Here is a 22,447-nt window from a genome sequence, read left to right as displayed (position 1 = left end):
TGTTGTCATATTGCACAAAGCTACGCAAAAGGGTCGATTCGCACGCAAGAGCTTTGTTATTTTGCACAATCTCTTCGGGTAACGTGCCACACAACGCCAATGCCACGCCTGGAGGAGCAGTTCGCTACAGCGCTTGGTTAGATGTTATTGTCGAATGATGAAGTGCCATATCCGCTTCCAAATCGGTTCGCGTGCTATTCGTACTTTATCGAGGTTCTCAAGCGCCCACAGAAAGCGGCGCATCTGCTCTGGATCACGTTCCGTGGTTGGTTCTTGCGTGTATGTGGCACCCAGAGTCGCGCAGAAAGAATGGATAACAGTCTCGGGAAGCCGCCCCGAAACTCGGAGTTGTCCGTCGAAGGCGTCATGGTATGTGAAGACTAGCGCCGCGTCGTGATAGGCCTTGATGTGGTTGAAAAGCTCTGAGGTAGCACGTTCGCCTGCTAACTCGCACAATCCGTCGATAACTGCTGGCGAAAAGGAGACGTGAAAAATTTCAGGCACCGGACTGATACAATCGCGCACAACGGGAACCGTGTCGGTAGCTGCGTGACGCTCATAGAAACCGGCAACGTATGGTGCGATGGCGGTGCCCTCGAAATACAAAACGCCACCAGCGGGAAGTAAAGTGGCCAACGCGCGAAAGAAGGGAACTGGCTCGCGGACTGACTCGATAACCCAATGAGTCGGCGAGTCGAGGTCAATTCCAGCTCCCTCGCCGCGAAGCATGCCACGCAGCTCCTCCATCAACTGTTCGCGTTCGCTGGTCGGCATATTAAGAGCGCATTCGGTAACGCTTAGCAGGAGGACCGGCAACAGAATCGTTGGGTTTGGCCCAATGCCTTTATAGCTGAGGGTTTGGTTGTCATATTGTGCAAAGCTGACAAAAGCGTCGGTTCCCAGACAAGAACTCTGTTATTTTGCCCAACTTCGTCGGATGACGCATCCCACAACGCCAATGCTACGCCTAGAGGAACAGTTGCGCATGGCCATCCTACGATGTCGATACCCCAGCGCTTTGAGGAGACGAAAGCCGAAGTGAGATTGCGGGTTCTGGAGAAAACCAAATGTGTGCGATTCACGGACGGACGCGCGGCGGGACGTTTTGCAGACGCTGCTGGTGGGCGTTTTGGTGTTCACGGTGGTGGCGTTGGGGAAAACCTATAGCCTGCCCACTTTTCCAGTTGCTCATCGAGTGTGCGGCTGCCCTTCAACTTGACGAATTCCTTCCGAGTCACCACGTCATGCGAGTCGAACGCGAGAAACAGGGCACGCCATCGGGTCAGTTCCCAGACGTCGCCAGCTGCATTCATCCTGTCCATCAAGAAAAAGAAGCCGTAACCCCCAGGCATCTCCCATCCGTAACCCATCGCGGCAACGCGAAGGGATTCGCGACAGTGTTGCGTGCCGAGCCTGCGAATGACCTCGGCACGGGTTGTCTTTCCCGGCACTATAAATTCTGCATCTTTCTTGGTGATCTGTTTTCCACAGACTGGTGTTTTCGAGAAAGAAGGCACATAGCCAACGCACCCGCTTAGCAAGATGCTTGCTGTGGTAACGCTGATCGAAAGGAAGGTTCGGAGCTTCATGGCCTTGGATCTGCAACAAAATCGTCGGAGGTGTCCCAATGCCTTTATAGGCGACGGTTTTGTTGTCATATGGCGTCAAGATAACGAAATGCGCGATTCGCACGCAAGACCTTTGCTCTGCTGCGCTGCTTCGGCACGAAGTCCCCATGTGGGATCGTGAGTTTGGGAACAACACAGAATGCTCTCGGCTCGCGGGCGGAAGCGCTGCGGAGCTTGTGGCAGACGCTGCTGGTGGCCGTGGAGTGTGTCGGGGTGCTCGGTTTGCTTCCCGATCAGAATGCCAAAACCCAGGGTCGCCTCGCTAAGGCTTCCCCCTTCGCTCTGCGAGCTTCGGAGGACAAGCTGGCTGACCCTGGGCTGTATTACGCAGCCCTTTCAGGGGTGGTGTGTGGCGGAGCGGAGTGGGGAAAGATAGAGTCTGCCTATCAAGATAGCGCTGGGAGGACTGGAATGCGGCGTAAGCAGCCAGCGTGACAGCCGGAGCCGTTCGCGGCAGCGCTTGGTCAGGCGGTTTGTTCATTGGACGGGCCAGTCATTTCGGTGGAGTGGCTTTTGTCGCCTGTTCGATGAGCCAGGCATGCATGGCGGGGGCCGCATTCATCGGGACCGTATGGCCACCGGCATCCTCAAAGATAAACGTGGTCGAGGCGCCGGCAGCCGAGGCCTGATCGATGATCTGCTGTGCCCGGGGCTTTGAGGCAGTCTGGCTGGAGACCATTAGATATGGCTTCCCCCTCAGCAGTTCGTAATGCTTCAGGCGGCCGCCGCCCTCGATGAAGAAAAAGGCGGAGAACTGTTTGGTGATTTCTCCGTCTGATTCATCGATCAGGCCCTGGGTGGCGTGAGCACCATTGGAGAAGCCGCCGATAATCATGCGGCTTTTGTCGATGTTCGGGACGACCTCGAAGAGTTTGGCGAGCATGGTGCGAAAGAAAGGCCACATGTATTGGGCGTCCTCATCCCGCATGACGACATTGCCGCCGGGGTCCTTCGGAGCGATCTTCTTAAACAAGGGCATGGAGGCGCAGACAAAGTCCTGGTCCTCGGTCATCGCTGACACGATAGCCGCCTTGGGACCCCCATTGCCGCCGCTGCCGCCATACAGGGAGACGAGGAGCGGGAACTTGCCGCCGGGCGTGTAGTTCTTGGGGAGCGAAATCGACAATCGCGCCGGCCCTTTATTCGAGGTAGAGATCGACCAGTAGGTCGGCGGCATCTCATGGAACGGGATGGAGAAGGTGTCTCCGGGAGTGAGCCGAGCCGCCGCCTCGGCGCCGAACCCGGCGCTGGACCCCAGACAAACGCACAACAATCCGGCGGCAAACGTGACGGTTCTGACGAGCTTCATTGCATTAGTCTTCCTGAGCTGGGCGCATGGAATCAGCGGATCCCACAACTCGCGTCGATCATATCGACGCGATACGGCGGTTTCCGAGCGAGGCACCAGCAGCGGGACAGTCTCAGAGGAGCGAGGGCGGATGCATAAACGCCTAATAGGAGGATCAACAACAAAATCGTTGGGTTTGTCCAACGCCTTTATAGCCGATGGTTTTGTTGTCATATGGCGTCAAGATAACGAAATGTATGATTCGCACGCAAGACCTTAGCGCTGCTTCGGCACGAAGCACTCATGTGAGATCGTGAGTTTGGGAACAAAAGAGAATGCTCTCGGCTCGCGGGCGGAAGCGCGGCGGATCCGTCGTTGGCTCCAGCACTGTGTCAGACAACATGGTCATAAAGCTCAAATTAAAGTCGCCAAAATTTCCACCACGGCTTCGGCTTGCCAAGCATTAGGGAGCGGACAATGTCTTGTGCGTCTTGCACTTCAACCGGCTCAGGCTCGGCGGGACAAATATGTGTCACCATGATAAAATCTCTACCGTTTGAAATATGCCATATCTGAATCCTCGGATTCTCCTCGGAACTAAAGACTGCCGTGCCTAGCGTGCCAAAGACGCAAGGGCTGCTGGATGACTCAATCAAATCACCAAAGCTGTGCCTCTTGCCAAAATCCTCTGCCATCTGCTTGAGGTCTGCAGCGCTTGGATTCGGAATAGGGCCGCGAGAATACTCTGCCCACGAAACCTGAAGCGGCCCAGGCATGCTGCTTGACTCTCGGCAGAAAGTGGCCGGTCCGTCGGGATTATTTAGCTGCGCCCAAGTTGGCGGGAGCTTGATTTGCAGTCTCATGGTGCAGTGATTCGGTCTGACAGGAAGGTCTGCAACAAAAATGCTGAGACTGTCGCAATGCCTTTCTAGGCGACTGTTTCATAATTCACGAAGTTAACAAAACTCACGCAAGAGCGTTTTATTCCGCCCCCTTATGTCGCACCTCGCAACGCCGATGCCAAACCTTGAGGAGCAGTTGCACATGGTCATTTCGTGTCGCGGACGAATGCGCGGCGGAGCTCATTGCAGACGCTGCTGGTGGCAGTGGAGTGTGGCGGGGTGATGGGTTTGCTTTCCGGAGTTGGAGCGGTGGCCCAGGGCGACGCTCGTTGAGGCTCGCTTCCCCTAGGCTACGTTATGTCGCCCTTTTGGGGCTGGAGTTTGGCGGAACGAAATGGCAAAATATGGCGTCATCTCACCAAGAAAATTCTTGGGAGGCTGGAAGGCGGGGTGAGAGAGAAGAAGGTCCTCGACCGCGCGACTGCGGTGTCGCCGATGCAGGCTTGCGCCTTGCATCTCTGCCACCGCAGTCCAAGACGCTGGCGCGTTTTTTGAGGGTCCTTGAGCGCGGGAATACAGGGAGCCTATCCTTAACCGATTTTGTTTCGCTGAAACAAAGGCATTGAGGATGATGCGCGTGCTATTCGTGAACGTTGGGTGGTTGGATCTTCTCGCATACCTTCGGCATGCGAAATTGAGCATTGGGATCATCGTCTGCCGATCCGGTGGTTCTCGCTCGGCAAGCCTCGCTTCACCACCGGCTAACTTCTCTGCTCCCTCCGGGAGCAATAGCAGAGACTCTGTGCAGTGAGGTGGGCACTGTCCGTGGGTCTGGGAGGATTGGGGAGCGCTGATCGACAGACAGGAGTGTCTGTCGTACTGCAATCCATGCCTGCGGAAGCGGGTCAGGGCTTGGGTTTGAGGAAGAGGACTTCGGCGCGTTCGATCCAGCCTTTGCGGAGGTCCATGCGGAACCAGCCGTCGGTGTTCTTTTTGTTGATGCGGCAGCCGCTGCGGGGGCCGAATTCTTTGAGGTCGAACTGGGCCCAGGTTTTGCCCATATCGGGGGACCAGATGATACCACACTTGTAGGTGGAGGCGGGGGCGCAGTGGGTGGCGACGAAGACGCCGTCCTGCAGGAGCATGTTGGCGGATTCGAACATGGGATTGAAGAGGAGGGTGTGCTTGGAGACGCCTGTGACGTCCTGCGGGGCGCTGACGAAGATGCCGCGGTCGTGGCGGTTGGCGAGGGCGGGGCCGTTGGCGTCGGCGATCCAGTAGAGTTTGTCGCCGAGGAAGTTGAGGCCGCCGCATTTGAAGCGGGAGTTGGAATTGACGGAGATGAGGAGTTTCCAGTCCCAGGTGTCGGCGGTGGCATTGTAGGTGCCGCGCAGCCAGTGGCATTCGTTGCCGTCGCCGCGGTCGATGTCTCCAGTGACGGCGTAGAAGGCGTTTTCGGCGGGGTTGTAGGTGACGTTGTGAACGTGGCGGGCGATGAGGGTGTTGTTTGGATTGCCGAGCAGGGGTGCGGTGGGTGGGGCGTCTTTTTGCTGGAACTTGGGATTTTGGCCGAAGGAGTAGGCGAGCTTGACGGTCTGGCCGCCGTCGGTGGAGTAGTAGATGTTTACGGGGACGGGGCCGCCGATGACGTTGCAGTAATTTCCCCAGATGAGCATTTCTTTGCCGCCGACTTCGAAGCAGTGTTCGCCATCGAGGGAGTGGAAGTACCAGCCGGGCTGGTCGGCCTTGACGGGGGTGTGGGGGCGGTAGTCGGTGCCGTCGGGATTTTTGACGATGATCTCGCGATGGGTTTTGAGATTGTCGGTGGAGAGAAAGAGGTGCTGGCGGGTGGCGAAGAGGATGCTGCCGTTTTTGAGGATGACGCTGAAGGTGATGTTTTCGGCGTCGGGGAATTCGGCGGTGTGTGGCCAGGTGGCGCCGTTGTCCTCCGAGAGCATGATGCGGGGGCCTTTGAAGGCGAAGGCTTTGCTGTCGCGCTGGGTGTCGATGTAGGGGGCATCGCTGGACGGCATGCGGTAGAGGAAGTGCTCGGTCTCGCCGGTGATGGCGGGAGTGGATTCGGCGTGGAGAGGGAGGAGCGCCGGGAGGAGGAGGGTGAGCGCGGCGGAGGTGAGAAGGTGGAGGCGGCGGGGCATGGCGGGAGTGGGGAGGGAGAGACACTACGTGAGGGCTGGGGCCATTCTTCGCTGCGCTTCGAAGGGCCAGGTGGTGGGGATCCTCTTTTGCGCCAAGGTTTCGAAGGGCTGAGGTTGTAAACTGAGAACTGAAAACTGAGAATTTTAAATTGGCCGGAGGCCTGCGGCGGATGGTGGCTCAGGGGTTTGGGTGGAGCGCTGAGTGAGCTCAGAGCCAATGTGTGGTGCGGGGTGTTGGGGGCATGAGGCGCTGCTGGTGCAAAGAAAACGGCGGCCTGAGGACAGGCCGCCGTTGAGGATCACGGGAGGGAGATGTGATGGAGCGGTTACATGCGGCAGATGAGGAGCTCGCGCTCGTAGATGAGCTCTTTGGGGAGGTGGGTCTTGAGGTCGATGAAGAGTTCTTCGTGGGAGAGGATCTCGGCGCGCCAGGCGTCGCGATCAAAGTGCTGCAGGGCATCGAATTTTTCTTTGGGGAAATCGAGGCCTTTCCAGTCGATGTCGGCGTAGCTGGGAACCCAGCCGATGGGGGTTTCCTTGGATTTGCTGTGACCGTTGGCGCGATCGACGATCCATTTGAGGACGCGCATGTTTTCGCTGAAGCCGGGCCAGAGGAATTTGCCATCGGCGTCTTTGCGGAACCAGTTCACATGGAAGATGCGGGGGGTCTCGCTGAGGGTGCGCTGCATGGAGATCCAGTGGCGGAAGTAGTCGCCCATGTTGTAGCCGCAGAAGGGGAGCATGGCCATGGGGTCGCGGCGGACTTTGCCGATGGTGCCTGCGGCGGCGGCGGTCATTTCGCTGCCCATGGTGGCACCGGTGTAAACACCGCCGCTCCAATTGAAGGCCTGATAGACGAGGGGCATGGTGGTGGCGCGGCGGCCGCCGAAGATGATGGCGCTGATGGGGACGCCTTCGGGCTTTTCCCAATCGGGATCAATGGTGGGGCACTGGGAGGCGGGGGCGGTGAAGCGGGAGTTTGGATGTGCGGCCTTGGTGCCTTTTTCCTTGGCGATGTCAGGGGTCCAGAGATTGCCCTGCCAGTCGGTGCACTGGGCGGGAGGGGTGTCGGTCATGCCTTCCCACCAGACGCCGCCATCGGGCGTGAGCGCGACATTGGTGAAGATGGTGTTTTTCCGCAGCGAGGCCATGGCGTTGGGATTGGTCTTGTCGCTGGTGCCGGGGGCGACGCCGAAGAAGCCTGCCTCCGGATTGATGGCGTGAAGACGGCCGTCTGCGCCGGGTTTGATCCATGCGATGTCATCACCCACGGTCCAGACTTTCCAGCCTTTTTGCGCAAAGTGCGGCGGCGGAATGAGCATGGCAAAATTGGTCTTGCCGCAGGCGCTGGGGAAGGCGGCGGCGACGTAGGTTTTTTTGCCTTTGGGGTCTTCGACGCCGAGGATGAGCATGTGCTCGGCCATCCAGCCTTCATCGCGTGCCATGGCGGAGGCGATGCGGAGGGCGAAGCATTTTTTGCCGAGGAGGGCATTGCCGCCGTAGCCGGAGCCGTAGCTCCAGATTTCGCGGGTTTCGGGGAAGTGAACGATGTACTTTTCCTTGTTGCAGGGCCAAGGGACGTCCTTCTGGCCTTTCTTGAGGGGCATGCCGACGGTGTGCATGCAGGGGACGACGCGCTTCTTTGAAGTGTCGATTTTCTCAAAGACCTTTTTGCCGATGCGGGCCATGATGCGCATGTTGACCACGACGTAGGGTGAGTCGGTGAGCTGAACGCCGATCTGAGCCATGGGGGAGTCGATGGGACCCATGCTGTAAGCGAGCACGTACATGGTGCGACCGCGCATGCAGCCATTGAAGAGCTTGCGGAGCTTTTCCTTCATTTCGAAGGGGTTCATCCAGTTGTTGGTGGGGCCTGCACCGTCTTTGGAATTGCTGCAGATGAAGGTGCGCTCCTCGACGCGGGCGACGTCGCTGGGATCTGACTTGGCGTAGAAGCAGCCGGGCCACTTTTTCTGATTGAGCCGGGTGAGGGTGCCGGATTCGACCATTTCATTGCAGAGGCGGTCGTATTCAGGCTTGGAGCCGTCCACCCAGTAAATGCGGTCGGGCTTGCAGAGAGCGGCCATCTTTGCGACCCAACGCTGAAGATGGATGTTTTTGCTGAGGGGTTTTGAAGAGGGGATCTGCGTCATGGGGGTGGGTTTTGTGGATGGCAACAAGATGCCGAAACCGTGCCAAGTGTCACGGTGCTTCATGCAGCCAATCTTGGCGAACCCAGCGCCTCACTCAGCCATGGAGGCGTGAGCGGCAGACCAAAGTATGCCGCGCGGTATGAAGTTTTCGAGGCCGGGTGTGTTTTCCGGGTGAGGGCTGGAGATGAAGACGCGGCCTTTGCCGTAGGTGGCGATGACGTGCGCAGGTGAGCCGACCTGGACGCCGGCGGGGGAGCCGTATTCGGCGATCTCGGTTTTGAAAACTGTCAGAACGTCGTAGGCGGGAAGATCGGTGCGAGCCGCTGGTTTGAGAATGGGGCCATTGTGGTAGCGGACTTTGAAGGTGGAGCTCACACCGCCGAGCCATTGCTGACCGGCCAGGGTGGGCTCCAAATCCAGCATGGCCTGGCCACGCCGCCATTTGCTGGACACGGTGCCTGCATTCAATATACCGAGGCCCCAGGTGAAATTTGAACAGGCGAGGTAGGCCCCGCCACAGATGCCCACATAACCGCCGCCCTGCTTCACAAACTCGCGGACGTTTTTGAGACCGGCTGCGCCGATGCCTTTGGACTGACCGGAGCCGGAGCCACCTGGAAATACCAGCACATCATAGGTGCTGTTATTGAGGCGTTCCACGTCCTGACCGCTGAGAACCACCGCCTTCACCTGAGGGAAAGGTTTGAGCACGTTCAAGACATTGTCCACCCCACCCTGGGGTGAGCCGGGGCCACGGTAGATGCCGACTTTGATCTCACGAGTTTGTACCGGCGCGGGGATGATGGACTTCATCCCATTCACATCCGGTGGAACGACGAATGGAGGCGGCGCTGCTTTTTTCACGTCCTGTGCCGGGACCGGAGAGAGGACGCCAACCAGCAGAAGCCAAGGCAGCAGAGGATGAAATGCGGCCATGGCGGCAGGTGATTTACTTCAGCGCGGCTTCAATCGACTTCGCCACCTGCTGGCCCATGAGCTCGTAGCCTTTGGCGTTGAAGTGGACATCCTTGGGATTGGCAATGCCAGCGAGCTGCGGAGCGAGGAAGGTGTAAAGGTCGTCGATGGCGATGCCGTGTTTTTTCATGACTCGCAGGGCAATCTCGTTTTTCTCGGCGATCTGGGTGACGAGTTCGGGGCCGTCTTTGGTGTCTGGCGGGACGGGGGTGGTGGTGGCGAAGATGATCTTGGCACCGGTTTTTTGCATGCGGGCGATGAGGGTTTCGAGGCGCTGCTCGTAGTCTGCGGCGGGGGTTTTGCGGTCGTGGATGCCGAAGTTGAAATGGATGACGTCCCATTTGCCGTCGCCGAGCCAGATGTCGATTTTCTTCACGCCGTTGGCGGTGGGGCCGCAGTTTTCGGGTGCGCGGTGCACGTTGGCCTTGCCGGCCATGGCCTTGCGGACGTCCTGGGTGTAGCCACGTGAGATGGAGTCGCCGATGAGGAGGACGCGGGGGAGCTTGGGGTCGTCCTGAACGAAGTCCCAGGCGTTTGAGCGTCCGGCGATCTTGTCCTTTTTGTGAAGAGGGAGGTAGAAGCCGTTGCCGAGGTTTTGCTCGAGCACGGTTTCCCAGGCCTGCTGATCGGGAGGGAGCGTGGCTTTGAGGGCCTGATATTTTTCATCGACGGCCTTGTCTTCGGCGGCCTTTTTGGCTGCGGCTTCGGCGGCGTTGGTGGGTTCGTTCTGGGATTTGACCTGAGCGAAGGAGAGGCTGGCGAAGGCGAGGAAGAGGAAGGTGTATTTCATGCTCATTTCTTTGGCAGGTTTTCGGTGATCACGGAAGCGACTTTTTCGGCGAGGTAGTGATAGCCTGCGGGAGAGTAATGGACGTTAGCGGGGAGTTGCACGTCCTTGAGCTTGGCGGCGGCGTGGGCGCAGAGATCGTCGGTGGGGATGCCTGCGGCGGTCATGACGCGGGCGGCGGCTTCGTTGTATTTCTTTTCATCGCCTTCGACGCGGCCATCGGAACCGGCGGGGACGGGGGTGGTGCTGCACCAGATGAGTTTGGCACCGGTGGCCTGCATGATTTTCACGAGTTCGGCGAGGTTCTTTTCGTACTCGGCCAGCGGGACCTGGAGGTGGGAGCCGGGGGCTTTGGGGTCGGCGCGCTTGGAGGGGTCTTCGGCGATGTATTTGAGATCGTGGAGGCCCCAATTGAAATGGATGACGTCCCACTTGGAGTCGCCGAGCCAGGCCTTGATGTTTTTGAGGCCATTGGTGGTGGGGCCCCCGTTGGTGGGGATGCGGTGGACGTTGGCCTTGCCTTTGAGCATTTCGCGCACGTCGAGGGTGTAGCCCATGGAGATGGAATCGCCGATGAGGAGGACGCGTGGGAGGCCTGCGACGTCTTCGACTTTGGCCAGGGAAGGATGCGGGGCGCGTTTTTTGGGCGCTTGTTTGGGGGCGTCTGCGGCGAGGGCCGTGCTGGCGAGGAGGGCGAGGAGCAGGAGGGATTTCATGCGGTGAATTTAAACGGTGGGCTGCCGCCGGAATATCACTGCGATAAAAAAGATGCTGGCAAGCCGGCTCCGACGACGTTTGATGGCGACTCACATCCCCTACCACCCACCATGCGCACGCTGTTTGCCCTTCTCGCCCTCGCTTCCTTTGCCACCGCCGCCGAGCCGGTCTTTCTGACGCTGGCTGATTTTACGGACACGAAAGATGCGGCACCTTCGGGCGGCTGGACGACTGAGGGTGACAATACGATTCATCTCGTGGGCAAAGGTGGTGGAAACCTCATTTCGAAAAACGAATACTCGAACTTTGAGCTGGAGTGGGAATGGAAGGTGAACTCGAAGGGCAACAACGGGATCAAGTACTGGGTGACGAAGATCGGGGGCAAGGAGTGGCTGGGGATTGAGTACCAGATGATCGATGACAGCGGGCATCCGGATGGGCTCAAGGGGGGATCGCACACGACGGCTTCGATTTATGACATCAAGGAGCCGGTGGCAGGCAAGGCGGTGAAGCCGGCGGGTGAGTGGAACACGAGCAAGATCGTGGTGCAGGACGGGAAGATCCAGCATTGGCTGAATGGTGCGCTGGCCTGCGAGGCGGACACGACGACGCCGGAGTGGAAGGAGCGGATCGCGAAGAGCAAGTTTAAGAACAAGGAAGGCTTTGCGCCGGGCAAGGGCAAGATCATGCTGACGGAGCACGGGGATGAGACGTGGTTTCGGAATATCAAGCTGACGGCGAAGTAGGGCCGAGAAATGACGAATGATGGACTCCGCGGAGCTTGGGGTGAAGCGGAGGAGGACGAGGACGATTAGGGGAGGCTTTGTGAGGAAGCGGGGCGGGGAGTGATTGCGGAGGTTCTGCGGCATCGGAGTGCCGCGCTCCCGGCAGTCATGTTTCTTCGGCGCGTTCGATTTCCCAGCCGGCGTCATTGTCGGCGGGGAGTTCGGCGAGGTCTTTTTCGAAGAGCTGGGTGAGGGCGATGCGGCGCTCGCGCACGATGCTGGCGTAGGCGTCTTCGTCTTCATGAACGGGGACGAGGAGATGGACGGTTTCTTCGTCGTAGCGCTTCCAGCGGCGGGCGGCGCGCTCGGTGGCGTAGGCGGGTTTTCCGAGAGCGCGGAGGGCGCGGACGGCGAGCTCCTGGGCGCTGCCCATCTGCTCGTGAACGGCGTCTTCGGCGGCGAGGCCGAGGCTCATGAGCTCGAAGCGCTGATCGTAGTCATGGGCGCGGGCGAGGATGCGCAGCTTGGGGAATTTTTCGCGAACCTCGGCGACAAGGCGCGCGACCTTGGCCTGATCTGCGAGGGCGATGATGAGCATGCAGGCCTGATCAATACCGGCGGCGTGGAGGAGGTCGAGGCGGGTGGCATCGCCGTAGAAGACCTTGAAGCCGAATTTGCGGAGCATGTCCACGTGGTCGGGATCGCTTTCCAAGACTGTAACTTTGACGCCCTGGGACATCATGAAGCGGCCGACAAAATTGCCGAAGCGGCCGAAGCCGGCGAGGATGACGGGGGCGTGTTCGTCGATGCGGTCGGGGGCGCGCTGCTCGCGGCTGACGGCGGTGTAGCGCGGGGCGAGGACGCGCTCATAGAGGATGAAGAGGAGCGGGGTGACGGCCATGGACAAGGCGACGACGGCCACCAGGAGGCGCGCGGTTTCGGCTTCGAGGATCTCCTGCTGGATGGCCATGGAAAGGAGAGCGAAGGCGAATTCACCGCCCTGGGCGAGCGCGAGGGAGAGGAGCCAGCGATGGCTGCCGCGGATTTTTAAACCGGTGGCGATGACGTAGATGACGAGTGCCTTGAGAGCGATCAAGGCGAGCACGAGGGAGGCGACGAGGAGGGGCCTGGTGGCGATGACGCTGAAATCGAGCGAGGCACCGACGGCGAGGAAGAAGAGACCGAGGAGGAGTCCTTTGAAGGGCTCGAGGTTGCTCTCAAGCTCATGGCGGTAATGGCTGCCAGCGAGGACGACGCCTGCGACAAAGGCACCGAGTGCGGGTGAGAGGCCGACCTGGGTCATGAGGAGGGCGACACCGACGATGAGGAGCAGGGCAGCGGCGGTGAGGAGCTCGCGGAGGCCGGTTTTTGCGAGGATGGCAAAGCCGCGTGGCACGATGAACCGTCCGGCGATGACGATGGCGACGACGGCCCCCAGTGTGACGAGGGGCTGCGCCCAATGAGGAAGCTCCTGCAGCCAGCCGTGGTGCTCCATCTTGGTGACACTGGCGGCGAGCAATGGAAACACCGCGAGCATGGGAATGACGGAGATGTCCTGAAACAGGAGCACGGCGAAGGAATCGGCACCGCCATCTGTGCGCATGAGGGCTTTTTCCTGAAGGGTCTGAATGACGATGGCGGTGGAGGAGAGGGCCAGAATCATGCCGGTGGCGAGGGCGGGCTTCCAATCCAAACCGCAGGCCATGGCGATGCTCATCACGGCAAGGGCGGTGAGAGTGACCTGCAAACCGCCGAGACCAAAGATGGGGCCGCGCATGCGCCAGAGGCGGGCGGGCTCGAGTTCGAGGCCGATCATGAAGAGCATGATGACGACGCCGAATTCGGCGAAGTGCATGGCTTCCTCCCCCTGCGCACCGCCGACCCAGCCGAGGACGAAGGGGCCGATCAAGGCACCGCCGATGAGGTAGCCGAGGACGCTGCCGAGACCGAGGCGATGCGCGACGGGGACGAGCAGCACGGCGGCACCGAGGTAAATGAAGGCGGAGAGGAAAAAATGCGAGGCGTGCATGAGTTATGCAGGAATGAGGTCGTTGATCTTTTCCGCCGCAGCGGCCAGTTCCAGAGGCAGTGTTTCATCCCGCAAGGCTGTGAGGAGGCGCGCGTAGCGTTGGGCGAGGGGCTGGATGCTGGCGGCGTCCGCCAATTGATTGGCGTTGTAAATGACGTGCGGGGCCAGGTAACGCATGCCGCAGAGAAAGGCGGTCTGATCCAAGGGCGCGAGGAGCTGGCGGATGGTGAAGCGGTTGCGTCCCTGAGAGCAGTACATTTCTTCGGAGCCGCCGGCGCTGATGGCCTGCAGCATGATCTTGCCCTGAAGGGCGGTGCCCCCTTCCCCGTAGGCCCAGCCGTAGGTGAGGACGAGATCGAGGTATTCCTTCACCAGCGAGGGTGCGCTGTACCAGTAGAAGGGGTGCTGGAGGACGATGACGTCGTGCTCTTTGAGCAGCTTTTGCTCCTCCTCCACATCGATCAAGAAATCGGGGTAGAGCTCGTAGAGATCGCGGAAGGTGATGCCCGGGACTTCACGCGCTGCGGCCGCCAGCCGGTGATTGATGCGGGATTTGTGAGGGGCGGGATGGGCGTAGAGAACGAGAACCGAAGCCATGATGTGTGTGCGGCAGAATGGTCGTTCAGGCGGGCGCGGCAATTGTTTTCAGGGGGCGGGGAGCTCGATGAACTGTTTTATCCTCAAGAGGGAGAGCTGGTGCATGAGTGCTGCATCTCAAGGACTGAAAGGACTGAAAGGACGAAAAGGACGAAAAGGACGAAAAGGACGGAAAGGACGGAAAGGACGGAAAGGACGGAAAGGAGGCGGCATCCCAACGTGGTGGTGAATGACGGTCAGAGGTTTTACGGCTGTGCGGCGAGAACCTCGGTTTTCACTTTCCGCGTGCGAGCCAGACGCCGAGGACGGCGATGGCCATACCGATGAGGGAGAGGCCGGTGAGGGTCTCGCCAAAGATGGCCCAGGCCATGAGGGCGGTGACGGCGGGGACGGTGTAGAAGAGGCTGGCGACGTTGACGGCGGTGCCGCTGCGGATGAGGTAGTTGAGGAGGCTGATGGCACCGATGGAGAGGACGAGGGCGACCCAGCATAAGGCGAAGATGAACTGGCCGCTCCACTGGATCTGCATGGTCTCGGTGGTGACGGCGAGGACGGCGGTGATGAGGAGGCTGGCGGCGTATTGAACGACGGTGCTGGTGCGGAGATCGAAGGCAGGGCAGTGGCGCTTCTGCCACAGGGTGCCGACGGTGATGCCGACCAGAGAGGCGATGGCGGGCAACGTCATGACGAAGGTGAGACCGCTGCCGGTCTTGTGTGCGACAACGAGGATGGTGCCGAGGAAGCCGAGCGCGAGGCCGGACCACTGACGAGGCAGGACGCGCTCGCCCAAGACGACGCCGGCAAAGGCGGCGGTGAAGAGGGGCTGGAGCGAGACGATCAAACTCAGGATGCCGGCGGGAAGGCCGAGGCGGAGGGACCACACGCAGCCGCTGAGGTAGAGGGCGTGGATCATGAGGCCGGCAAAGGCGACATGGGCGAGCTGTCCCCTGCCCTGCGGCCAAGGTGCGCGGGTGAGGAGGGCGATGGGGATGAGGATGGCGAGGACGATGCAGTAGCGCAGCGTGAGGAAGGTGAAGGGCTCGGCGTAGGGGATGCCGAGCTTTGAGCCGATGAAGCCGCTGCTCCAGAGGAGGACGAAGAGCCATGGGATGATGGCGGTCCAGCGGGAGGTGCGAGGTGCCGGGGTCATTCAGACACTGCGGATGAGATGATGGGAATCACGCGGGTGCAGGTGAGGGGGATGCTTTGTGGCGTGGGAGGGCGCTGGGTTGTTCGCTTTGCGGGCAGGAGTGCCCGCATCACTTTTACTGTTCATCAAGCTGCTGAATTCTAGCCAGGTGGCGACCGCCTTCGAAGGGGGTGGTGAGGAAGGTGTCCACGATCTGGAGTGCGGTGGGGAGGTCCATCATGCGTTCGCCGAGGGAGAGGACGTTGGCGTCGTTGTGGAGGCGGGTGAGGCGTGCGGATTCGAGGTTCCAGCAGAGGCCGCAGCGGATGCCGCGCACGCGATTGGCGGCGATGGCTTCGCCATTGCCGGAGCCGCCGAGGACGATGCCGCGCTCGAAGGTGCCTGCGGCCACGGCTTTGGCTACAGGGGTGATGAAGCGGGGGTAGTCGACGGGGGACTCGGAGTGGGTGCCGAAGTCTTCGACTTCATGACCGGCGGCCTGCAGGTGCTGGAGGATGGCCTGCTTGTAGCGGTAGCCGGCGTGGTCTGAGCCGATGGCGATTTTCATGGTGAGGTGAGAGTCGCGCAATCGGGAGATGCTCACAAGTCTTGAAAAAGAAGCGGAAAGGTACGCACTTCGACAAATGCGGAGCGGGAGGAGATGGAGGAGCGCCGCACAGGGGATTGCCTTCGGCGCGCTTCGCGAGGTGCGGACCACTTTGCTGACGCCTGTGCGAGTCCTCCGGCGGGGCGGGGTGTCACTGGAACTTGTCGCGGATGACGACTTCGTCATAGGCGAGCTGACCGGGCTTGGGCCAGGCGGGCTGGGTGCCTTTGCCGACGGCGATCATGAAGGAGATGACGTGGTCTTCGGGGAGATTGATGATTTTGGCGACGGCGTCGAAGTCGAAGCCGTCCATGGGGCAGGAGTCGTAGCCCATGGCCTTGGCGGCGAGCATGATGGTCATGCCGGCGAGGCCGCAGGAGCGCATGCACTCATCGCGCTGGACCTGATCGCGGCCGGAGTAGTACTGGCCGATGGCGGGGACGAGGAAGTCCTGAACGGGCTGGGGTGCGTTTTTCCAGTAACGTGCGGCGTCTTTCTTCCATGAGTCCTTGTCTGCACATAGGACGATGAGAAGCGAGGCGTCGGTGACCTGGGCCTGATCCCAGGCAACAGCGCGGATCTGTTTCCGCACCTCAGGGTCGAGCACGGTGAGGAAACGCCAGTTTTGGATGTTGAAGGCGGTGGGGGCTTGCATCGCAGCTTCAAGGAGCTGGCGGATCTCTGCATCGGTCATGCGATGGGTGGGATCGTAATGCTTGATGCCGCGGCGGGTTTGGATGGCTTCGAGGGTGTTCATGGGAGGGGAGTTGACGGTGGTTTACGGTTGTTTCCGGAGGCGAGATTCAATAAAGGGGGCAGACGTTTAGAGGAATGACTTTGGATGCGGCTTGTTTTGGAGCAGAGAGAAAATTTTGACGTGAATGTTTCGAACAGCCGCGAAGGGAGATGGGTGTGGGGGGATAGCAGGTCACCAGAGGTGCGAAGCATGAGGGGCCGTGCGCGTGGATTCTGGGGGATTGGAGGGCGCTGATCGACAGACAAGAGTGTCTGTCGTACTTTAATCATGAGCGTTTGGCGTGGAGCTTGATGTGGAGGTGGACGTGGTCGTTGACGACGTGTTTGCCGAGGAATGCGAAGAGTCTGCCGGAGCCGTAGTGGCTGCCGAACTGGGTGCGGTCCAGCTCAAACTGTGCCTGGCCGGTGAGGTGATCTGCGTCTGCGGCGGCGATGACGGCGGGGAAGCTGAGGGGCTGTGTGACGCCGCGCAGGGTGATGGTGCCGTGGAGGGTGTAGTTTGGGATGCCTGGGGTGCAGGATGGGAGAGGATCGGCGTGAGTGCAGACGAACTCGGCGGTGGGAAAGCGATCGACCGCGAAGAAGTCGTCATCGCGCAGATGGCGGATGAGCATGGCGTTGTAGGCGGTGTCCACGAGATCGTCGCAGGCGATGCTGTTCATGTCCAAGGTGAAGCGGGCGGACTGGAGGATGCCGTTTTGCACTTCGATGTGGCCGCCGGAAAGCCGGAGGGTGCCGTGGTGGTGATTGAAGAGATTGCGGCCGGTCCAGCGGACGAGGCTGGTTTCGGTGTCGAGCTCGTAGCGGCCCTGGGGTGTGGCGGAGCCAGGGGTGGTGTGGGAACCTTCGAGGGGCAGGTTATTGCGCTGCCATTCCGCGATGCCGCCAGTGAAGGCGGCGATCTTTGTGTAGCCGGCTTTGGTCAGCTTTTCGGCGGCGGTGGTGGCATCGAGGGAATCGCCGCCTGCGCCATAGACGATGATGGAGGAGGTTTTGTCGGGGATGAGCTCGGCGACTTTGGAAACGAAGATGGTTTCATAGACGCAGGCATTGATGGCGCCGGGGAGATGAGCGCAGTCGAAGTGCTCCTCTGGCAGGACGTGGATGAGGGTGGCGCCGTCCTTCTGCGCCTGGAGTTCGGAGAGGGAGATGGTTTTCATGATTGTGGGGGAGCTTCGGCGAGAAGGGCGCCGAGATCGAGATGTTCCGTGGTCATGGAGAGTTCGCCTTTGGCATCGCGAGGCCAGAGGGAGGGATCGCGATCGATGTAGAGTTCGAGGCCGTTGCCATCGGGATCGTGGAGGTAGAGGGCCTCGCTGACGCCGTGGTCGGAAGCGCCGTCGAGAGGGACGTTGTTTTGGATGAGGCGGCGCAGGGCGTCTGCGAGAGAGGGGCGATCAGGGTAGAGAATGGCGACGTGAAACAAGCCGGTGGTGCCGCGAGGCGGGGCTTTGCCGCCACGGCTTTCCCAGGTGTTCAGGCCGATGTGATGATGGTAACCGCCGGCGGAGACGAAGGCGGCCTGGGTGCCGTAGCGCTGGGTGAGCTGGAAGCCGAGGACGCCGCAGTAGAAGGCGAGGGAGCGCTCCAGGTCTGACACTTTGAGGTGGACATGGCCGATGCGGACGGCGGGATGGATGGGAGGGGACATGGGAAGTTTGCGGTGGTTGGCAGTTGTTTGCGATGGTTTGCCGTTGTTTCCAGATCCCAGAGAAGCGGGCCGGATTCGGGGGTGAATCCGGCCCGCGTGGGGGATGAGTTATTTGGCGGCGAAGAGGGTGCTGAGGTAGTCTTTGCGACCAGAGAGGGCGACGAGGGAGAGGACGCCGAGGACGACGGGCATCTCGTAACCGCCTTTGACGAGGAAGAAGTGGTAGAGGGCGATGTTTACCACGACCGGGCCGACGAGGGTGAGGGCGAGATTGGTGAAGCGACCGCTGAGGAGCAGCAGACCGCCGGTGACTTCAAGGACCTTCACCACGGTGAGGTAGCCGCTGCCATAGATGGCGAACATGAAGTTTGCGGCAGGGCCTTCAGGAGGCGGAGGAATGGGGATGAAGTGGAGCCACATGTTGGCACCGAAGACGGTGAAGATGAGGCCGAGGAAGAGGCGGGCGATGGTGGGGATGTGTTTCATATGGGGGGGAGTTTGCGGTTGTTTGCAGTTGTTGGGTTGGGATTAGGCGAGGTCGAAGAGGAGGGCTTCGACGGGTTGGTTGGCGGTGAGGGTGAGGGTGCCGGAGTCGTCGGTGCTGACGGCGTCGCCGGGGTTGAGGGTGGTGCCGTTGACGGTGAGGGTGCCTTTGATGAGCTGAAGCCAGGCGCCGCGACCAGCGGTGACTTCGTGGGTGGTGGATTTGCCGGCTTCAAGACGGACGCGGTAGATGTCAGCGTCCTGATGGATGGTGGCTGAGCCGTCGCGGCCGTCTGAGGAGATGACGAGCACCTTCTCGGCGGTTTCATGCTCGGGCTTGGGGTGCCATTCGGTGTAGCTGGGTTTCAGGCCGTTCTGACGGGGACGAATCCAGATTTGGAGGAGGCTGCCGGGTTCAGTCTGGGAGGGATTGAACTCGCTGTGGGTGACGCCGCTGCCGGCGCTCATGAGCTGGATCTGGCCGGGGAGAAGGGTGCGGCAGTTGCCCATGCTGTCCTTGTGGGCGAGAGCGCCGTAGAGGATGTAGCTGAAGATTTCCATGTCGCGGTGCGGATGGGTGGGGAAACCTGCGCCGCCGGCGATGACGTCCTGATTGATGACACGCAGGCTGCGGAAGCCCATGTGCGCGGGATCGTAGTAGTCGGCAAAGCTGAAGGTGTGGTAGGTGTCGAGCCAGCCGTGGTTGGCGTGGCCGCGTTCGTTGGAGAGGCGAAGTTTGAGTTTCATAACGACGGTGATTTCGCGCCGCGATGGTCATTCCTCCAATGCCACTTGCTTCACAAGTTCATAACCAAAAGTAATATACTTGGAGTGAGAAGCGCTGGCAGATCGCGGAGCCAATGCGCGTCGGGACTGATTGCAGACGCTGCTGGTGGGCACGATTTGTGGCGGAGTTCTGGGTTTGCTTTCCAGAGTTGCATGCCATACCCAGGGTCGCCTCGCTGAGGCTCGGCTGACCCTGGGCTCAATTACTCAGCCCCCTTTGGGGCTGGTGTATTGCGGTGCTAAGTGTCGAAGAGCAGCATCCTATCAAGCAGGTTCAGGATAGAGGGCAGATGAACCGCTCGGGCAAAGCGCGTGAATCGTTGCATGGGCGTGGTAGGAAAACTATATGACCTGAAGCGCACAATGGCCTCTTTGGGCGCGGAGTTATGCATGCTTGCGGAGTGCTGCAGTATAAATTGCGCGCTCCCTAGCCTGCATTTGCAGCCGGTCAAACAGTGACCGACATGTAGTACCGCCCAAGAAAGAATTGAAATCAGCAACTGACAAATTGCTCTGTGCCGTGATTTCGCAAGCGATCTGCGTTTACTCGCGACCTTTGACGACTTTTACCAATGGGCGATAACCATACTCGTTGAGGAGGGCGATGGCGCCGCGATCGCTGGAGTCGCGGGCGACGTCTGACCAGGAGTTGAGGGCGTTGTAGATGCTGTCCATGGCGGCTTCGAGGGATTCGGCGCGGGTGGCGGCATCGTGGGATTTGTAGAGGGACTCGATGGCGCTGATGTAGTGGAAGGTGAATTCGAGGCGCTTGGCATTGTAGAGGGTGAAGGTGCGGGAGCCTTCGCGGGCGCGGGTGTTGGCGCGGTACATCTCGTTCATGGCGGTGGCGTAGAACGCTTTGACCTCGGTGAGCCATTCGGGGAGGGCTTTCTTGGACTTCAGGTGGCGCAGGAGCATGTCGGGCGCGGGGATGCCGAGATTGGGGTCGTTTTTGGCGATGAGCTGTGAGGCTTTGTCGATGGCTTGGAAGCCGAGCCACATGCGCTCGGCGACGCCTTCGCCGCACATGGGCGTGACGAAATCGCTGAGGGCTTTTTCGCTGGCGAAGTCGTTTTTGGGGAGGACGGATGTGGCCACGGGCTCCGCGGTGGTGATTTCGAAACCGAGCTTGCCGGCGTGCTCGCGGAAGCGCGCGGTGATGGCGGCGACGTCGGGATTTTCGAAGATGGAGGCACCGTGGAAGGCTTTGCGGCCGCCGGTGTCGCCATCGACGCGGATGGGGGTGAAGGGCGCGATTTTGGCGGGAATGGCGATGGTGGTGTATTTTAATTTTTGGAGGCGCTGGAGGAGCTGTTCGAGTTCATCCTGGGTCCAGGATTCCTGGCCCATGGCGTTGCCGGTGTAGCCATTCCAGACACGCGAGCCATGCGGGGGCTGGGCGGTGATGAGTTCGATGGTGTCCGACGGAGTGGTCCCCTTACCTGCGACTGCAAGCGCAGGTGCGGAGGTGGTGGAGGAGACGCAGAGGAGGCTTTCGCGGGTGCGGACGAAGAGGCGGCCATCGGCGATGGCGGGGGTGGCGATGATTTCTTCGCCCATGTCGTGCTTGGCGAGAACTTTGAGCTGGGGTGCGTCTTCGAGTTCGACGATGAAGCCGTTTTTGGCGGCGATGTAGACTTTGCCAGCGGCGGCGATGGGGGAGGCGAAGTAGTCGCCGAAGTTGCCGAGGCGGCTGCGGTCCCAGAGGGTTTTGCCGTTCTTAGCGTCGTAGCAGCTGGACATGCCGCCGCTTTTGACGACGTAGATGCGGTCGTTGAAGAAGAGTGGGGAGGAGAGGTTTGAGGGAGTCTTGGGGTCGATGTTCCAGAGGACATGGGTCTTGGTGACATCGCCCGTGCCACCGCCTTTGATGGCCTGGATGATGTTGCCACCGGCGGCCATGTTGTCGGGGGACTGGAAGGCGGTGTCGATTTCTTCGGGGCCGATGACTTTGTCGTGGTTTTTGTCGGAGGCATCGAAGCGCTCGTGGAACTCTTTGGGAGTTTCCTCGCGGGAGAGGATTTTGTCCTGATTGGTGTCGAGCCATTCGAGCAGGGCGTGCTTCAAGGTGCGGGTGGAATCGCCGTAGCTCTGCACGGCGATGTAGATGACGCCGTCATGCACGACGGGTGAGGTCATGATGGTGCGGAGGAGGGTGTTGCAGGTCCAGATTTCTTTGCCGGTGGCGGGGTCGTAGCCTTTCAATTTGCCGCTGCCGGCGATGACGAGATCGGTGCGACCATTGGCCTCACAGAGGACAGGCAGCGAATAACCGGCGAGCATTTCTTTGCGCGGGGTCTTCCATTTTTCTTTGCCGGTCTTTGAATCGACGGCGAGGACGAAGGGGGCGAGGTCATCGTCCTGGCAGAAGATGACGGTGTCTTTGTAAACGATGGGGGATGAGGCGGCGCCCCAGTCCATGAGATAAGCGGGGCGTGTCATGGTGTGCCGCCAGACTTCTTTGCCGGTGGTGAAGTCGAAGGCGAGGAGACCGATGGTGCTGAAATAGACGTAGACGCGCTCGCCATCGGTGGCGGGAGTGGAGGAGGCGTGGCTATTTGGCGGGGTGATGCGCGGGAGGGTGCCGGTGTCGAAATCGGTGCGCCAGAGCTGCTTGCCGGTGGTGGCGTCAAAGCTGAAGACGCCGAGCTTTTGGTCTCCGAGCATGGCGGTGGTGAAGACATGGCCGTTCTTCACGATGGGCGAGCCGATGCCGTCGCCAATTTTGGCTTTCCAGGCGATGTTTTTTTCGGCGGAGAAGTCCTGGGGGAGGTTGGAGGAGGCGGAGATGCCGGTGCCGTTGGAGCCGCGGAACTGGGGCCAATCTTCGGCACGGAGGGTGATGGAGAAGGACAGGGCGGCGAGGAGGATGAGACGATGCATGAGGGGCGCTCGGTTAAAGGGGGGTAGCGGGGCTGGTGATGGTGGTGCGTGCTGCGAGGCGCAGGCGTGTGGCGGAGGGAAAGGCAGGCGCTGCTGGTGGCCGGGAGAGTGTGGCGGGGTGCTGGGTTTGCTTTCCGGAGGTGATGCTGGCAAACCCAGGGCGCCGCTCGCTGAGGCTCGCTTGCCCTGGGCTGCGATAGGCCGCACCGTTGGTGCTAAGAGTGGCTGCAGGGTAGACGCAACGATGACTTAACT

General features: G+C 60.4%; 19 protein-coding genes. 1 reads left to right on the top strand and 18 read right to left on the bottom strand.

The genetic code is table 11. From position 1 onward, the window contains the following. Window positions 1-144 precede the first annotated feature (144 nt). The 8 genes from ACILSL_RS00770 to ACILSL_RS00735 all read right to left on the bottom strand — a co-directional run bounded on the left by ACILSL_RS00770 (window position 145) and on the right by ACILSL_RS00735 (window position 10,545). A complete protein-coding gene (locus ACILSL_RS00770; RefSeq protein ID WP_395730081.1) occupies window positions 145-774 on the bottom strand; it encodes a hypothetical protein in 630 nt (209 codons plus the stop codon). A 362-nt stretch (window positions 775-1,136) separates the two neighbouring features. Then, window positions 1,137-1,589 (bottom strand): hypothetical protein, encoded by a 453-nt coding sequence (locus ACILSL_RS00765; RefSeq protein ID WP_395730080.1) that lies wholly within the window; start codon window positions 1,587-1,589, stop codon window positions 1,137-1,139. Between the two features lie 532 nt (window positions 1,590-2,121). Then, a complete protein-coding gene (locus ACILSL_RS00760; RefSeq protein ID WP_395730079.1) occupies window positions 2,122-2,985 on the bottom strand; it encodes a hypothetical protein in 864 nt (287 codons plus the stop codon). A gap of 1,678 nt (window positions 2,986-4,663) precedes the next feature. Beyond that, window positions 4,664-5,914 carry a hypothetical protein gene (locus ACILSL_RS00755; protein WP_395730078.1) on the bottom strand — a complete coding sequence of 417 codons (1,251 nt, stop codon included), beginning with the start codon at window positions 5,912-5,914 and terminating at the stop codon, window positions 4,664-4,666. Between the two features lie 326 nt (window positions 5,915-6,240). After that, complete coding sequence (locus tag ACILSL_RS00750; RefSeq protein ID WP_395730077.1) at window positions 6,241-8,067, bottom strand: phosphoenolpyruvate carboxykinase (GTP); 1,827 nt, start codon at window positions 8,065-8,067, stop codon at window positions 6,241-6,243. A 90-nt stretch (window positions 8,068-8,157) separates the two neighbouring features. After that, the gene (locus ACILSL_RS00745; RefSeq protein ID WP_395730076.1) at window positions 8,158-8,880 is read right to left on the bottom strand and encodes a BPL-N domain-containing protein; all 723 of its coding nucleotides are present in this window, start codon (window positions 8,878-8,880) and stop codon (window positions 8,158-8,160) included. 136 nt (window positions 8,881-9,016) lie between these two features. Next, window positions 9,017-9,832 (bottom strand): SGNH/GDSL hydrolase family protein, encoded by an 816-nt coding sequence (locus tag ACILSL_RS00740; RefSeq protein WP_395730075.1) that lies wholly within the window; start codon window positions 9,830-9,832, stop codon window positions 9,017-9,019. A gap of 2 nt (window positions 9,833-9,834) precedes the next feature. Next, a complete protein-coding gene (locus ACILSL_RS00735) occupies window positions 9,835-10,545 on the bottom strand; it encodes an SGNH/GDSL hydrolase family protein (protein WP_395730074.1) in 711 nt (236 codons plus the stop codon). A 3-nt stretch (window positions 10,546-10,548) separates the two neighbouring features. Here ACILSL_RS00735 and ACILSL_RS00730 point away from each other — a divergent pair, with 3 nt between their 5' ends. Next, on the top strand, window positions 10,549-11,292 hold the full coding sequence (locus tag ACILSL_RS00730) for a DUF1080 domain-containing protein (protein ID WP_395730073.1): 744 nt from the start codon (window positions 10,549-10,551) through the stop codon (window positions 11,290-11,292). Window positions 11,293-11,437: 145 nt separating this feature from the next. Here ACILSL_RS00730 and ACILSL_RS00725 read toward each other — a convergent pair whose 3' ends face one another. From ACILSL_RS00725 to ACILSL_RS00680, 10 genes are all read right to left on the bottom strand, one after another. After that, a complete protein-coding gene (locus tag ACILSL_RS00725) occupies window positions 11,438-13,300 on the bottom strand; it encodes a monovalent cation:proton antiporter-2 (CPA2) family protein (protein WP_395730072.1) in 1,863 nt (620 codons plus the stop codon). 3 nt (window positions 13,301-13,303) lie between these two features. Beyond that, window positions 13,304-13,897, bottom strand: a complete 594-nt coding sequence (locus tag ACILSL_RS00720) for an NAD(P)H-dependent oxidoreductase (RefSeq protein ID WP_395730071.1) — start codon at window positions 13,895-13,897, stop codon at window positions 13,304-13,306. Between the two features lie 274 nt (window positions 13,898-14,171). After that, window positions 14,172-15,047, bottom strand: coding sequence for a DMT family transporter (locus ACILSL_RS00715; protein ID WP_395730070.1), 876 nt, complete (start codon window positions 15,045-15,047; stop codon window positions 14,172-14,174). A 115-nt stretch (window positions 15,048-15,162) separates the two neighbouring features. Then, window positions 15,163-15,594 (bottom strand): ribose 5-phosphate isomerase B, encoded by a 432-nt coding sequence (gene rpiB, locus ACILSL_RS00710; RefSeq protein WP_395730069.1) that lies wholly within the window; start codon window positions 15,592-15,594, stop codon window positions 15,163-15,165. Between the two features lie 190 nt (window positions 15,595-15,784). Then, a complete protein-coding gene (locus ACILSL_RS00705; protein WP_395730068.1) occupies window positions 15,785-16,390 on the bottom strand; it encodes a nitroreductase family protein in 606 nt (201 codons plus the stop codon). Between the two features lie 265 nt (window positions 16,391-16,655). Next, entirely contained in the window at window positions 16,656-17,549 is an 894-nt protein-coding gene (locus ACILSL_RS00700) for a YceI family protein (protein ID WP_395730067.1), read from the bottom strand. Continuing rightward, entirely contained in the window at window positions 17,546-18,040 is a 495-nt protein-coding gene (locus ACILSL_RS00695; protein ID WP_395730066.1) for a VOC family protein, read from the bottom strand. The genes ACILSL_RS00700 and ACILSL_RS00695 overlap by 4 nt, the downstream gene beginning before the upstream one ends. Window positions 18,041-18,148: 108 nt before the next feature. Next, the gene (locus ACILSL_RS00690; protein ID WP_395730065.1) at window positions 18,149-18,526 is read right to left on the bottom strand and encodes a DoxX family membrane protein; all 378 of its coding nucleotides are present in this window, start codon (window positions 18,524-18,526) and stop codon (window positions 18,149-18,151) included. Between the two features lie 42 nt (window positions 18,527-18,568). Continuing rightward, entirely contained in the window at window positions 18,569-19,270 is a 702-nt protein-coding gene (locus ACILSL_RS00685; RefSeq protein ID WP_395730064.1) for a pirin family protein, read from the bottom strand. 582 nt (window positions 19,271-19,852) lie between these two features. Further along, entirely contained in the window at window positions 19,853-22,192 is a 2,340-nt protein-coding gene (locus tag ACILSL_RS00680) for a PQQ-binding-like beta-propeller repeat protein (protein ID WP_395730063.1), read from the bottom strand. Between the last annotated feature and the right edge of the window lie 255 nt (window positions 22,193-22,447).

The sequence above is a fragment of the Prosthecobacter sp. genome (assembly GCF_044222345.1).
Lineage (GTDB): Bacteria > Verrucomicrobiota > Verrucomicrobiia > Verrucomicrobiales > Verrucomicrobiaceae > Prosthecobacter.
Note: the sequence above shows the minus strand (reverse complement) of the source record. Positions and strands in the feature narration are given on the sequence as shown.

What these genes read in the sequence shown, in the direction of transcription:
- ACILSL_RS00770 (WP_395730081.1), bottom strand. Translation starts at nt 774, where the DNA reads ATGCCGACCAGCGAACGCGAACAGTTGATGGAGGAGCTGCGTGGCATG.
- ACILSL_RS00765 (WP_395730080.1), bottom strand. Translation starts at nt 1,589, where the DNA reads ATGAAGCTCCGAACCTTCCTTTCGATCAGCGTTACCACAGCAAGCATC.
- ACILSL_RS00755 (WP_395730078.1), bottom strand. Translation starts at nt 5,914, where the DNA reads ATGCCCCGCCGCCTCCACCTTCTCACCTCCGCCGCGCTCACCCTCCTC.
- ACILSL_RS00750 (WP_395730077.1), bottom strand. Translation starts at nt 8,067, where the DNA reads ATGACGCAGATCCCCTCTTCAAAACCCCTCAGCAAAAACATCCATCTT.
- ACILSL_RS00745 (WP_395730076.1), bottom strand. Translation starts at nt 8,880, where the DNA reads ATGAAGTCCATCATCCCCGCGCCGGTACAAACTCGTGAGATCAAAGTC.
- ACILSL_RS00740 (WP_395730075.1), bottom strand. Translation starts at nt 9,832, where the DNA reads ATGAAATACACCTTCCTCTTCCTCGCCTTCGCCAGCCTCTCCTTCGCT.
- ACILSL_RS00735 (WP_395730074.1), bottom strand. Translation starts at nt 10,545, where the DNA reads ATGAAATCCCTCCTGCTCCTCGCCCTCCTCGCCAGCACGGCCCTCGCC.
- ACILSL_RS00725 (WP_395730072.1), bottom strand. Translation starts at nt 13,300, where the DNA reads ATGCACGCCTCGCATTTTTTCCTCTCCGCCTTCATTTACCTCGGTGCC.
- ACILSL_RS00720 (WP_395730071.1), bottom strand. Translation starts at nt 13,897, where the DNA reads ATGGCTTCGGTTCTCGTTCTCTACGCCCATCCCGCCCCTCACAAATCC.
- ACILSL_RS00715 (WP_395730070.1), bottom strand. Translation starts at nt 15,047, where the DNA reads ATGACCCCGGCACCTCGCACCTCCCGCTGGACCGCCATCATCCCATGG.
- rpiB (WP_395730069.1), bottom strand. Translation starts at nt 15,594, where the DNA reads ATGAAAATCGCCATCGGCTCAGACCACGCCGGCTACCGCTACAAGCAG.
- ACILSL_RS00705 (WP_395730068.1), bottom strand. Translation starts at nt 16,390, where the DNA reads ATGAACACCCTCGAAGCCATCCAAACCCGCCGCGGCATCAAGCATTAC.
- ACILSL_RS00700 (WP_395730067.1), bottom strand. Translation starts at nt 17,549, where the DNA reads ATGAAAACCATCTCCCTCTCCGAACTCCAGGCGCAGAAGGACGGCGCC.
- ACILSL_RS00695 (WP_395730066.1), bottom strand. Translation starts at nt 18,040, where the DNA reads ATGTCCCCTCCCATCCATCCCGCCGTCCGCATCGGCCATGTCCACCTC.
- ACILSL_RS00690 (WP_395730065.1), bottom strand. Translation starts at nt 18,526, where the DNA reads ATGAAACACATCCCCACCATCGCCCGCCTCTTCCTCGGCCTCATCTTC.
- ACILSL_RS00685 (WP_395730064.1), bottom strand. Translation starts at nt 19,270, where the DNA reads ATGAAACTCAAACTTCGCCTCTCCAACGAACGCGGCCACGCCAACCAC.
- ACILSL_RS00680 (WP_395730063.1), bottom strand. Translation starts at nt 22,192, where the DNA reads ATGCATCGTCTCATCCTCCTCGCCGCCCTGTCCTTCTCCATCACCCTC.